We start from the raw sequence: 12,059 nt of genomic DNA, 5'->3' as shown, positions 1-12,059 counted from the left end.
CTATGAGTGACTCCTATTACGTTCGCATCCGGGGCCGAGTCAACGGGCCGTACGAAGAGGCAAAGCTTCTTCAATTGGTTCAGCGCGGTCAGCTTACGAAGTCTCATGAGGTATCACTCGACGCTGCAACTTGGGTTCCTGCTGAGACGATCGCCTCAGTTTTTGGAAACCGTCAGAACATTAGCCGCCTCGCTGCGGAAAAAACTCGTTCTGACACGGAGCAGACGGGCGAACCTAGTCCATTGTCTCAGTCTACAGAACGACAGCTAACCGCGTGGAGCTACGCGATCGATGGTGAGCAAAAAGGGCCAGTAAGCCAGGAGGAAATTAAGTTTTTAGCTTCTCTTGGTAAGATCGATCGCGCGACTTTGTTCTGGAAGCAAGGAATGGTTGACTGGCAATCGGCTGGGAGTATCCCAGAGGTCAGTGCGCTACTGAGTAATGACGAATTTGAAGTTAATGAGAGTGGGAAGAAGATTGGTTCAGCCAAATTGGCTTGGGGCGAACTTTTCCCGATTTTTACGATTGTCAACGATGATAGCTGGTCGTTTGGATGGGTGCAGTGTCTAGGGATAGCACTCTTGTTTCCACTGTTTGCTCTGGAATATCACGGCTCCGGATCGATTGATCTTACGTGGGCAAGCGCGATCTTTTCTCTGTACTTCTCGCTCCTGTGGACAGCATTTTTTCACTGGAGTATTTCTCCAGATAAAATTAGTCCCTGGAGGATATTTGGTGTGTGGCTGTTTACAGGCACACTAGGTTTGGTCATTGTGCTTATAGCCAGCATCCTGGTGTTGCCACTTTTTAGCGAGGGGATGGAGGCCTCTACTCAAGCTTCATTTCTCAGACGTGTCGTGAGCTGGACTTTTGGAGTCGGCGTCGTGGAAGAGGCGGGTAAGTTAATCGCACTATTGGTCGTAGCCTCGCGTATGAGAGTCAAGCATTTTGCGAGATCCTATTGCTTTCTTGGTGCCGTCAGCGGGCTCGCGTTCGGAACAATTGAAGCGGTCGCCTATACCCATTCTTATGTAGCCATGCATGAAGGTTCTTCAGACCCTGATGCCTATGGCACACTTTTCTTTTCCCTGATACTTCGTTGGTTAAGTTTGCCCCTCCTGCATGCAGTCTGGGCTGGCTTATCAGGGTATTTCTTGGGATTAAGTTATTGTGCCCCGCAGAACTCTTGGCGTTGGATTTTCTTTGGATTGGGTATCGCTGCCTTGCTCCATGGACTTTACGATGTAGGAGCTGGCGATCCTCAATACTCTTGGCTGGCCGTGTCCTCGGCTACAGTTTCGTTGGCGCTCTTAATCGGTTACTTAAGATCGGAGCCTGTGCTGGTACGTAGAGTGCGATCAGTGTCGACCCGATAGTTTCTTCGGGGGCAGCGTTCCCCCAAGAGCCTGGAGTTACGGATGTTATTGAACCTTCATAGGCCACCTTTGGTTTTGCGATGAATAATTCCTCCACAGCAGAGTTGTCTTGGCTCAAGTCCGACCCTGAGTGTCGGCTAGGTTTTGCTGGTGCTCGGTACACTGGTACTTCCGCCATCTTGACAGCCAGTATAGCACTCATATTGACAATACTGTTTTTCGTGAGCCTCCAGTACTTGCCAGGAAAATTTCATCTAATCAAGGACATCTTTTGCAGCCGAGGTCCTACTCAGTATTTCACAGTTTTCTTTTCATTCTGGGGGGCAGCGATTCTGTTTCTTAAAGCCATAAAGCTCCGACTCCAGCGTCGATGTCTGCAGCGCAGCATTATCCCCCCGGAGAGTGATTTTGTTCTTTCGACAGCGACCGTTAACGAAGTCCTTGAGAGGATTTATAGTGTCGTTGATGACCCAAAAAAATTCGTGTTGTTCAACAGGATTAGTGTCGCACTTTCTAATTTACGTAACTTAGGGCGTGTGACTGATGTGGACGAAATTTTGAGGAGCCAAGCCGAACACGACGAATCCATCATGGAGTCCAGTTACTCGTTGCTGAGGGGGCTGATTTGGGCCATTCCCGTCCTTGGATTTATCGGCACGGTGCTGGGTTTGTCAGATGCGATCAGCGGGTTCGGTGGAGTAATGGCGGCGTCCGAGGATATGAACGAGATTACGGGAGCGTTGAAAGAAGTTACCGCGGGGCTTGCGACTGCTTTCGATACAACACTCGTCGCATTGATTGCGGCGTTGGGATTGCAAATGACAAGTACATTTATCCACAAGAACGAAGAAGAGTTTCTCGACAGCTGTACGGAATATTGTCAGAGAAATATCGTCAGCAAACTAAGAATCATGCCATTTCACAGCGATGAAACGTAGAAACAAAGATACCTCTGCTTTTTCCCTTTTTTCGTTCCAAGACATAATCACCTCAGTCACTGGGGTGATTATGTTGGTGACACTGCTTTTGGCTCTCAAGTTGACAACTCAAGTTTCAGCCAAGCCTTCTTCCAACGCGATCGAAAATGTTGAGATGATGCAGGAAAGAATTGCACAGACAAAAGAATCCATCGCTGCTCTTCGTCTGAGCCTCGAGGGACACAGTACCTTAGACGAGGAACTTGGGAAGCACACGTCTCAATCAGCCGCTAAAGAGCTCGCTGCGGTAACCGAGGAGGTTCGACTCCTGCAAAATAAAGTTGCAGAACTCAGGCAGCAGAGTGTTGATTTGGATAATCTAGTGGAAGCAGCAAATCAAGATTGGCTGAATCAATCTGATGATGTGGAAACGTTAGAGAAAGCCCAGGAAGAACTGGCTGCGGCTCAACGAGAACTTACAGAACTGAAGAACTCGCAAAGAGTTTTTTATAACCAGGCGGATGAGGGAGGGCGACAAGTCTACATTGTTGAGCTGTTTAACTCCGACATTCTGGTTGCTGCCGCAGGCTTGAAGAGCGCGCCTGATCGTTTCTCCGGCCCAAAAAAGCTGGCCGATTTTGTTGATTGGACAAAAGAGATTTCACCCAGTCGTGTCCGTTTTGTGATCATCGTCCATCCCGGGACGACGGATTTGTTCCGTAAGATAGAAGACGAACTGAAGGGCAAAGGTTTCAAGATCGGCTATGACTTGTTACCTAAAGACAAAACTGCCGTCGACCCTAAATTTGGAGCAGGTTGATTCATGGGCAGAAGATCGCACGCACAACCCGACGACAGTCTTGAATTACTCCTGGACACGATTACAAATGCTTTCGGCGGGATACTGTTCTTAGCGATCTTGATTGTCATCTTGTCGCAAAACATGAGCCCCCAAACCCTGGATCAAGTTGAGATCGATCCAATCATTACCAACGACCTACGGCGCCAGCTCCAAGAGCTAGAAGCAGAACTTTCCGCACTGAAGTTAGAAGCCGAAGCACGTGAAGTTATCGCAGGAAATCTCGCGGATCAGGATTTGAGGAAATTAATCGAAAGCCTCAAAGATAGGCGGCTGCAACGTCAGGAGCAAATTTCCGAATTGACTGCCTTACGAGCAGATATGTCACGCGAGCAGAAAAATCTAGATTCCTTCAAGGACAGAGAGGAAAAGCTCCGTGGAGAGATTGAAGAGGTTGCTTCCGAGATAGCTCAAGCATTGGGCAACATCGAGAAAGAACGCGCCAGTCGCAAGATTAGTTCACCTTTCCCAGAAGAAAGACCAGCGACAAAGTCTCACATTACTGTGACACTTCGTTATGGACGATTGTATCTCGATCGCTACCCCTCAGGCGAAGTTAATCTCGACGATTTTGCCGTTTTAGATGATGGAAGCGACTTCTTGACGGTAACTCCCAAGCCTTATCGCGGAATTCCGATCATCGAAGCGGGTGAGTTATCTGAATCCTTACGTAAATTTATGTCCAATAAGTCGCCCGCAAGAGAATATATCGATATCTCAATCTGGGATGACTCTTATGTGGAGTTTCAGTCTTTACGTGATTATCTCGTGGACGAAAAATTTGAGTACCGTTTGGTTATCGTGAAGGATGGTGACGAAGTTGTGGAAACCTTTGTGCCTGATCCGAAAGTTCAGTAGAAAATTTGCTTTTTCGTCAGATTCGAATTGTTGATCGCGAATTAAATTCAGCAGAATCTGTCTTTATACAATGAGCAAACAAAAGAAATCGCCGAAAAAGAGTTCCAGCAATGCACAATATGAATCAACGATCAATGCTTTAGATCGCCTGGGAACTTGTTTAGTTGGCGTGCATCTCGGAATCGAGCGCCTTGAAGCGTCTCTCTCAACATTTGAGCAACTCGGGTGGGAAAATGTTGCTGATGATGAGTACGCAATGCTGTTTGACAGCTGTAGGCTCATCACAAAAGCTGTGCAGGAATCCATCGACAATCTCAATCAACTCACCCCAGAAGTCGCTAGAGACCTGGTTGAGTTGCAGGGAGTGCCTCAGATCACAGCTCTCGAGCGCGATTTGTTCCGTCTCCTGCGATGGCCGCGCTGGGAAACTGGTCCAATAGTTGGATACCGCATTCCGACATCGTATGAGGAGCTGGACGCAATCCCTGACGACGCGATCTTTACTCCGAGAGAAGAGTGGGACTCAAGAAAAAAACTGGTGCACTATTTTTTGGATGATGTGTTGGCGGTAACACGAAAATACCGCCGCTTCAATCAAGCCGAGAGAAGAGTTGAATTGCAGATCGACAATGATTGGCAAGCAGACATGGCCGAAAAGGCAGCTAAGTACGAGGTACCAATCGTAAAGCGCCATCGTCTCGCATTCCTTTCTTACACTTATGCAGTTTCGAAGAACGGTGGGGACCTAAAGGATAGATACGCCTATGCTTGGCTCAAGGAGAATGGTGTTGATAAGACACTCGAGGCGGAATTCGAGGAGCTTGAAGATTACGCACTTCCTGACGAGATAGAGACTTGGCTTAACTATCTCTCAAAGGGACGGACAGCAAGCAATCATAACAAGAATCACAGAAGATCAGGTCGATTAGGCAGAAGCATAGTTAAGCAGGATGAGGTCTGAGCTGGGGGTAGTAGGAACTGAAACTGATGAAAGTTGAATAAAATTGAATATTTAAGAAATTCAACTTTGTCAGGTACCCTTTCGTAAGTTTATACATCAGCTGACATTACGATTCTTCAGCCTTCCATTTGATGCCTAACTAAGAAATCAGGTTTCCGTTCTTTAGCTGGCATGCGATGTCACTCACGACGAGTGATTGTTGCAGCCAGTCTACCTGTGACCGGAGACTAGTTATGAAAATTCCTGATTCTAAGCCTGTAGAAACGGCAGCGGCACTCATTGATCTCCGAGCTGTTGCAGCGATGCTCAGTTGCTCGCCGAGACACATCTATCGCTTGGTCGAATCTGGCCGCATGCCTGCCCCCACAAAGTTAGGATCGCTCGTCCGTTGGCGACTAAGTCAATTACAAGACTGGATCGCGGCAGGTTGTCCTCCACTGAGCCAGGAGGCGACCACCTGTGACTAGCAGCAAACAAGCATATCTAGCCAGAAATCATAGCTCAGAACGACAGGATGCAGAAGTGCTTCGCGGCAACGCCAAAGATGCCGACCCTGCGACTGAAGCTGACTTGCTGATTGAGGCGAAAAGTTCGCACGGGTTGTCTCGAATTCGATTCTATCGTGGCTCCTTTTGGGTTTATACCAACGGCGTTTACAGCGAAGTACCACTCGAAGAGATTCGCGCCGAAGTTGTCAGCAGTTTGAACTGCCGATATTTCGACGTTCGCTCCCGCTATGTTTCCGACGTGATGGAACAACTCAAGGCGAAAACTCTCTTGCGTTCGATCAGTCGAGGCTCCGGCTTGGTTGGGCAAGCCGTTCGCCGGTTTCCCCGCTGCCGAGTGCATCGCCACGAAAAGCGAAATTATCCACCTGCCGAGTTTAGTTGCGGGGAAGGAAATTTATTCGGCACCGGCAATCCCGTCGTTCTTTGTTTTCAGTGCTTGTCCGTTCGATTTCGACCGAAATGCGAGTGAACCGACAATTTGGCTAAGGTTTCTCGATTCGATTTGGGGAAATGACCCGCAAAGCGTTCAATCATTGCAAGAGTGGTTCGGATACTTGCTGACTCAAGATACGCGGCAACAAAAGTTACTGCTGATTGTGGGACCAAAGCGCAGTGGCAAGGGGACAATCGCACGGGTGCTGACGGCTCTTGTCGGCAAAGTGAACGTCGCGGCGCCGACAATGAACGGTCTCGGCACCAATTTCGGACTTGTGGCCTCTGGTGGGGAAGAGCGGTGGCGATTATCTCCGATGCGAGACTTTCCGGGCGTGCCGACCAAGCCGCCGTCGTTGAGCGAATCCTGAGTATCACCGGCGAAGATTTGCGGACTATCGACCGCAAGTATCAATCGCCAATTACCTGCCGACTGCCGACCCGGTTCGTGATTCTCTCGAATGAATTGCCGAGACTTGACCGACGCCTCGGGTGCGATCGTCAGCCGCATGATATTGCTTGAAACCCGCCGGTCGTTTCTCGGCAACGAAGATTTGGACCTAACCGAGAAGCTACTTGCCGAGCTGCCAGGAATTCTGATTTGGGCAATAGCCGGTTGGGAACGATTACGTCAGCAAGGGCGATTCACGCAGCCCGAAGGCGGCTTGGAATCACTCGCTGAGATTAACGACCTAGCAAGCCCGGTTAGCGCATTCGTGCGTGAATGCTGCCGAGTTGCACCTGCGGAAGTTACGGAGAAGGAATCATTGTTCAAGGCGTGGGAATCGTGGTGCAAGCGGAATGGTCGTGAGAAGTATACCGGGACTCTCCCAAGCTTCGGTCGTGATTTGTTGGCGGCTGAACCTGACGTTCGACTCCAAGCGGCTGAAGTTGCGAAGGGGAACCGCGATTCAGGTTTATGAGGGCATCGGATTGATTGCCGGAATTTGGGTAAGCCGTGCCACCGTTCCATAGCATTCCACCCTGACCTACCTATGCACGTGTAATGAGAGATTTGAGAACAGAAAGAAAAATACAATGTTAGAAGCCCCTCGCAATACAGAACCACCCTGGATTACCCTGGCACCCTGGCACAGAGTTGGGCGCCAGCGTGGCTCTCTCAACCGGCGAAACCATCAGAAACCCCGGCAATTCCCAACAAAATCGAGCCGGGCGATGATGACACCTACTTCCCAGGCGCCGTGGACCCTGCGGAGTTCGACGAAAACGAATTCTGCTGGTCCCAGCTCTCCGACCGGGATCAGGCCTATCTGACTTCTCCTCGTGATTATCCGGGGGCTTGTCCGTGGTGCGGTGGCAGGACACGCCACAACCCGACGTGTGATGACCTTCGGGCAGTCGTGGGAAGTCTGTCGTGCCGTTCGGCAAGTGGAAGGGCAAGCCCGTTGTCGCAAGTGCCAGCGGACTATCTGGCGTGGCTCGTGTGCAACAGCGATTCGCTCGACAGCGAATTGCGTGAAGCCATTCGCGAGCGAATAGAGACCATTGCGTAGTAAGTTTATTTACGTATAATCTGATACATGCCCACCCGTCAGAAATCCATGACCGAGATTTTACGACGCGAATTAAATCGGTGTGACGAATCGTTTCCAACGATTTCGAAGGCGACCGGTATCCCGAGGATGTCACTGATGAGGTTTGCACGTGGCGACAGTAGTTTGAGACTTGATATGGCTGACCGTTTGGCGGCTTATTTTCAACTCAAACTTTGCAAACAGACTCCACAATAGCTTTTTCCATCACGGTAGAGAATAATCTGAGGGTCACGCGCGCACGCGCGAGGCCGATTCTACTCCAAGGAGCTCGAATCATGGCATCAATTTCTAATGACCCCAATGGTCGTCGACGCCTTCTATTCACAGATCCTAATGGCAAACGGCAAACGATCCGCCTGGGTGCTATCTCGAAGCGAGCCGCGGAGACCGCTAAGGTGCATGTCGAGCACCTGTTGAATTCCAAGCTTACAAAGCACCCCGTCGAAGCTGAGACAGCTCGTTGGGTGGCTTCTCTCGACGACGTGTTTTACAAGAAGCTCGCCAATGCAGGACTAATTAGGCCGCGTTCCTCTGGCCTACTGGGACCTTATCTCGATGACTACATCGCAAACCGAACCGACCTGAAACCCCTCACTCTTCTCAAGCAACGGGCCACGAAAAAGCACCTTATCGAGCATTTTGGGCACGATCAGCTCCTCCGCGAGGTGACTCCTGGAGACGCTGACGGGTTTCGGCTCTACCTCGTTAAATTAGGACTCGCTGAAAACACAATACGCAAGTTTGTGCAGATTACGAAGCAATTCTTCACTGCAGCCGTTCGGCGAAAGCTGATCGAATCGAACCCTTTCGCCGACCTGAAAGGAACAGTGCAGGCTAATCCTGATCGGTTCTATTTCGTGAGCCGCGAGGTCTCGCAGAAGGTTTTGGAAGCCTGCCCTGATGTAGAATGGCGTCTGATCTTTGCCTTAAGCCGCTTTGGAGGCCTGCGGTGCCCGTCTGAGCACTTAGTTCTGACTTGGGACGATGTCGACTGGGAAAAGAGAAAGATTCGCGTTAGGTCGCCCAAAACGGAGCGTATTGCAGGCAAAGCGTTTCGGGAGGTGCCAATCTTCCCTGAACTCGCCCCCATCCTTGAAGAGGCGTTTGATGCCGCTGAGCCTGGTACCGTGCATGTGATCACCCGCTACCGGGATTTGAATATCAATCTGCGTACACAGCTTCTGCGGATCATTGAGAGAGCAGGACTGCTGCCTTGGCCCAAACTCTTTCAAAATTTACGCAGCACCCGGCAGACCGAACTCGCCGAACAGTTTCCCCAGCATGTGGTCTGTGCTTGGATCGGGAATACCAAAGAGGTTGCCGCCAAACACTACCTTCAGGTCACCGACAGCCATTTCCAAAAAGCGACGCAAAATCCGACGCAGACAGTGTTGGCCAACGATTGTCGGACCATGACCGATATCAAAAAATCCCCGGTTTTGTCACTACTAGGCAATTTCAGTCATATGTGTACAAATGTACAAGTAGTCCGGGAGGGACTTGAACCCCCGACCAAGGGATTATGAGTCCCCTGCTCTAACCAACTGAGCTACCGGACCTAAGCTGGCGAGTTGACCAGAATTTTCCAGTATTGCGGACGAGGGGCAGAATGGCAACCGTACGTGAGCAGTTGATGCGGCTGTAGGGAGTGTCGCTTATTGGCAATTAAAACAATGCTTTCTGCTTGTTCTCTTTGGGGCGTGACAAATACGTGCCATCGGCCGCGGGAACCATGAGCGAAACCAGCAGGCTGCGTTCGACGATCTCTTGATCGAGCCACAGCGCGCGAGCGTCGTTAGTTTCCAGTACTAACGGCGTCGGCTATAAGCAAAAAATGGTGGTACATGTCAGAATTTCAGCAGAGCAGGGAAAGAGCGCACACGCGGCGAGCCCTGGGATGCCTTAGTCATTCCTGCAGCGGTGAGAGGAATGAGGTCGCGTTATCATTTCTAACGTGAACTCCCGTATGCCGGAACGAGTAACGCGAGTTCCGGCAAGAAGCTGTGAACATTCGCCAAGCGAACGATTGTGCATTGCCGGAATTGCTCAGGGCTTGTTCGCGGCCAACAAAGCGACCTCCGTGCGCACCCTCAGCGCAGTTGATTTCGCTTACACGAAATGAAGCGAATGCTTAGCGCGCCGCTGCGCCGCCGGCCATGGCTTTTTTGATCAGGCCGATGATCGCGACCAGGAGTCCGCCGCCAATGGCTGAAGCTCCAGCTTGGCCAGCCATTTCGCCCGCTCCGCCGGCTCCCAGCACCGATTCCAGCACGCCCATCCAATCGACGGCTTGGCCACCGGCGATACCGCCGATGATGCCGATGATCGTTTGGGCCAGCTTGCTCAAATCGATATTCTTGAGCAGCGTGCCGGCAATGTTGCCGCCCGCTCCGCCACCAATCAATTGAATCAACAGAGGAACTAGTTGTTCCATGACACGCCTACCTTTCAGGCAAGTGAAAAGAGAGAACAGGCAATGGTATTTGCAAGCGTAGTCTAATCGGCGGAGCCGCGCATTACCAAGAGAGAGTGGAGATTTTCCCTCCCCCCGGATGGGTGAAAGGCTACTCGTCGTCTTCCTTGAGCTTCGCCAGAACGCTGTAATCTTCGAGCGTCGTGGTATCGCCGACCGTTTCCTTGCCGGCGGCGATGTCTTTGAGCAACCGCCGCATGATTTTGCCGCTGCGTGTTTTGGGAAGACTGCCCGTGAAGCGGATGTCGTCGGGTTGGGCGAGTGCGCCGATTTCTTTGCGCACGTGCTGTTTGAGAGCGCTGCGCAGTTCGTCGCTGGGCACGGCATTTTTGAGCGTTACAAATACAGCGACCGCTTCCCCCTTAAGCTCGTCAGGGCGACCCACCGCCGCGGCTTCGGCAACGTTGGGATGCGACACGAGCGCGCTTTCGATCTCGATTGTGCTGAGCCGATGACCTGAGACGTTCAGCACGTCATCGATGCGGCCCATAATCCAGTAATAGCCATCGTCGTCGCAACGCGCATTATCACCGGCGAGGTACCTGCCTTTGACTTTGCTCCAGTAGACTTCCTTATAGCGTGCATCGTCGCCCCAGATACCGCGAAGCATTCCGGGCCAAGGATGAGCGATAGTGAGCCATCCCCCTTGGTTGATCCCAACGGGCTTGCCCGTTTCGTCGACGATCTCGGGAATGATCCCTGGCAAAGGCTTTGTGCAACTGCCGGGCTTGGTCGCAATCGCCCCCGGGAGTGGGCTCATCATGATGCCGCCGGTTTCTGTTTGCCACCAGGTATCGACGATCGGGCAGCGCTCGCCGCCGATGACGCGGTGATACCACATCCATGCTTCGGGATTGATTCCTTCGCCCACCGTGCCCAAGAGGCGCAAGCTGCTGAGGTCGTGCTTGGCGACGTGATGGTCGCCCCACTTGATGAACGCGCGGATCGCCGTGGGGGCCGTGTAGAAGATCGTGACTTTGTACTTTTCGATGATCTGCCAGAAGCGGCTTTCATCGGGGGCGTTGGGGGCCCCTTCGTACATCACGCACGTTGCACCGGCACTGAGCGGACCGTAAACGAAATAGGTATGACCAGTGACCCAACCGCAGTCGGCGGTACACCAATACACGTCGTCGTCGCGATGATCGAAGACCCATTCGAAGGTCTTTTTGGCGAACAGATTGTAGCCCGCCGTGGTGTGTTTGATCCCTTTGGGTTTTCCGGTGGAACCGCTCGTGTACAAAATATACAGCGGTGCTTCGCTGGGGAGCGGCGTGGCGGGGCAATCGGCCGAGGCCTTGGCCATGAGCTCATGCCACCAATGATCGCGTCCTTTTTCCATATGGATCGCTTCATTCACGCGGTCGAGCACAATGCAATGTTTTACGGTCGTCGATTTGGCAAGCGCTTCATCAACAGTTTGCTTGAGCGGTAGCGCCTTACCGCGCCGCCAACCGGCATCGGCCGTGATTTGCAGCTTGGCTTTCGCGTCGTTATTGCGGTCGGCAATCGCTTCGGCGGAGAAGCCCGCGAAGATCACCGAATGAATCGCCCCGATTCGCGCACAGGCGAGCATCGCGATGGCGAGCTCGGGAACCATCGGCATGTAAATCGAAACAACGTCGCCTTTTTGAATGTCGAGCGATTTCAGGCAGTTGGCGAACTTGCAGACTTCACGATGCAAATCGGCATAAGTGAGTTTGCGTTCGTCGCCGGGCTCGCCTTCCCAGAGAATCGCCGTGCGGTCGCCGCGGCCTTCGGCGATGTGCTTATCGAGCGCATTATAGGACACGTTCGTTTCGCCATCGGCGAACCACTCGGCGAACGGTTCGTTCCATTCGAGAGCTTTGGTGAACGGCTTGAACCAATGCAATTCTTCGCGAGCAAGGTCGGCCCAAAATTTGACGGGGTCGCTTTTCGCCTCATTCCAGAGCTGCTCATATTCGGCAAGCGATTTGATCCGTGCCTGGGCTGAAAATTCCGCACTCGGCGGAAACAGCCGCGTTTCGTGCATAACGGTATCAATCTGCCCGCTGGCTGCCGACATCGACAAGTCTCCCGGTCTGAAAAGCGAAGGAAAAGTCTGGAAATGAGAACCTTCGATTTTACAGAAACGGA

The 12,059-nt window shown here is 51.8% G+C and carries 13 protein-coding genes and 1 tRNA gene; 11 read left to right on the top strand and 3 right to left on the bottom strand.

Translation table 11 applies throughout. The features are described from left to right. The first annotated feature begins 2 nt into the window (after nt 1-2). The 11 genes from SH678x_RS17310 to SH678x_RS17260 all read left to right on the top strand — a co-directional run bounded on the left by SH678x_RS17310 (nt 3) and on the right by SH678x_RS17260 (nt 8,994). Nucleotides 3-1,376, top strand: a complete 1,374-nt coding sequence (locus SH678x_RS17310; RefSeq protein WP_496919706.1) for a GYF domain-containing protein — start codon at nt 3-5, stop codon at nt 1,374-1,376. An 80-nt stretch (nt 1,377-1,456) separates the two neighbouring features. Then, on the top strand, nt 1,457-2,314 hold the full coding sequence (locus tag SH678x_RS17305; RefSeq protein ID WP_496919705.1) for a MotA/TolQ/ExbB proton channel family protein: 858 nt from the start codon (nt 1,457-1,459) through the stop codon (nt 2,312-2,314). Continuing rightward, nucleotides 2,304-3,113, top strand: coding sequence for a hypothetical protein (locus tag SH678x_RS17300; protein ID WP_496919704.1), 810 nt, complete (start codon nt 2,304-2,306; stop codon nt 3,111-3,113). The genes SH678x_RS17305 and SH678x_RS17300 overlap by 11 nt, the downstream gene beginning before the upstream one ends. Before the next feature lie 3 nt (nt 3,114-3,116). After that, nucleotides 3,117-4,010 carry a hypothetical protein gene (locus SH678x_RS17295; RefSeq protein ID WP_496919703.1) on the top strand — a complete coding sequence of 298 codons (894 nt, stop codon included), beginning with the start codon at nt 3,117-3,119 and terminating at the stop codon, nt 4,008-4,010. A gap of 70 nt (nt 4,011-4,080) precedes the next feature. Continuing rightward, nucleotides 4,081-4,971 (top strand): hypothetical protein, encoded by an 891-nt coding sequence (locus SH678x_RS17290; protein ID WP_496919702.1) that lies wholly within the window; start codon nt 4,081-4,083, stop codon nt 4,969-4,971. A gap of 233 nt (nt 4,972-5,204) precedes the next feature. After that, nucleotides 5,205-5,438, top strand: coding sequence for a helix-turn-helix transcriptional regulator (locus SH678x_RS17285; protein WP_496919701.1), 234 nt, complete (start codon nt 5,205-5,207; stop codon nt 5,436-5,438). Between the two features lie 55 nt (nt 5,439-5,493). After that, the gene (locus SH678x_RS17280) at nt 5,494-5,949 is read left to right on the top strand and encodes a hypothetical protein (protein ID WP_496919700.1); all 456 of its coding nucleotides are present in this window, start codon (nt 5,494-5,496) and stop codon (nt 5,947-5,949) included. Nucleotides 5,950-6,034: 85 nt separating this feature from the next. Next, nucleotides 6,035-6,283: a hypothetical protein gene (locus tag SH678x_RS17275; protein ID WP_496923106.1), complete on the top strand. Its 249-nt coding sequence runs from the start codon at nt 6,035-6,037 to the stop codon at nt 6,281-6,283. Next, the gene (locus SH678x_RS17270) at nt 6,214-6,435 is read left to right on the top strand and encodes a DUF5906 domain-containing protein (protein ID WP_496919699.1); all 222 of its coding nucleotides are present in this window, start codon (nt 6,214-6,216) and stop codon (nt 6,433-6,435) included. The genes SH678x_RS17275 and SH678x_RS17270 overlap by 70 nt, the downstream gene beginning before the upstream one ends. Continuing rightward, nucleotides 6,374-6,835, top strand: coding sequence for a hypothetical protein (locus SH678x_RS17265; RefSeq protein WP_496919698.1), 462 nt, complete (start codon nt 6,374-6,376; stop codon nt 6,833-6,835). The genes SH678x_RS17270 and SH678x_RS17265 overlap by 62 nt, the downstream gene beginning before the upstream one ends. 908 nt (nt 6,836-7,743) lie before the next feature. After that, the gene (locus SH678x_RS17260; protein ID WP_496923081.1) at nt 7,744-8,994 is read left to right on the top strand and encodes a tyrosine-type recombinase/integrase; all 1,251 of its coding nucleotides are present in this window, start codon (nt 7,744-7,746) and stop codon (nt 8,992-8,994) included. On the opposite strand, the gene SH678x_RS17255 is transcribed toward SH678x_RS17260, so the two are convergent. The 3 genes from SH678x_RS17255 to acs form a co-directional block, all read right to left on the bottom strand. Continuing rightward, nucleotides 8,954-9,027 (bottom strand) — tRNA-Ile (locus SH678x_RS17255). The genes SH678x_RS17260 and SH678x_RS17255 overlap by 41 nt on opposite strands. Before the next feature lie 572 nt (nt 9,028-9,599). After that, complete coding sequence (locus SH678x_RS17250; RefSeq protein WP_496919697.1) at nt 9,600-9,902, bottom strand: hypothetical protein; 303 nt, start codon at nt 9,900-9,902, stop codon at nt 9,600-9,602. Nucleotides 9,903-10,032: 130 nt separating this feature from the next. Then, complete coding sequence (gene acs / locus SH678x_RS17245) at nt 10,033-11,988, bottom strand: acetate--CoA ligase (RefSeq protein ID WP_496919696.1); 1,956 nt, start codon at nt 11,986-11,988, stop codon at nt 10,033-10,035. Between the last annotated feature and the right edge of the window lie 71 nt (nt 11,989-12,059).

The sequence above is a fragment of the Bythopirellula superficialaquae genome (assembly GCF_059632245.1).
Note: the sequence above shows the minus strand (reverse complement) of the source record. Positions and strands in the feature narration are given on the sequence as shown.

Coding starts and splice junctions, on each gene's coding strand:
- SH678x_RS17310 (WP_496919706.1), top strand. CDS start 3: ATGAGTGACTCCTATTACGTTCGCATCCGGGGCCGAGTCAACGGGCCG.
- SH678x_RS17305 (WP_496919705.1), top strand. CDS start 1,457: ATGAATAATTCCTCCACAGCAGAGTTGTCTTGGCTCAAGTCCGACCCT.
- SH678x_RS17300 (WP_496919704.1), top strand. CDS start 2,304: ATGAAACGTAGAAACAAAGATACCTCTGCTTTTTCCCTTTTTTCGTTC.
- SH678x_RS17295 (WP_496919703.1), top strand. CDS start 3,117: ATGGGCAGAAGATCGCACGCACAACCCGACGACAGTCTTGAATTACTC.
- SH678x_RS17290 (WP_496919702.1), top strand. CDS start 4,081: ATGAGCAAACAAAAGAAATCGCCGAAAAAGAGTTCCAGCAATGCACAA.
- SH678x_RS17285 (WP_496919701.1), top strand. CDS start 5,205: ATGAAAATTCCTGATTCTAAGCCTGTAGAAACGGCAGCGGCACTCATT.
- SH678x_RS17265 (WP_496919698.1), top strand. CDS start 6,374: ATGAATTGCCGAGACTTGACCGACGCCTCGGGTGCGATCGTCAGCCGC.
- SH678x_RS17260 (WP_496923081.1), top strand. CDS start 7,744: ATGGCATCAATTTCTAATGACCCCAATGGTCGTCGACGCCTTCTATTC.
- SH678x_RS17250 (WP_496919697.1), bottom strand. CDS start 9,902: ATGGAACAACTAGTTCCTCTGTTGATTCAATTGATTGGTGGCGGAGCG.
- acs (WP_496919696.1), bottom strand. CDS start 11,988: ATGTCGGCAGCCAGCGGGCAGATTGATACCGTTATGCACGAAACGCGG.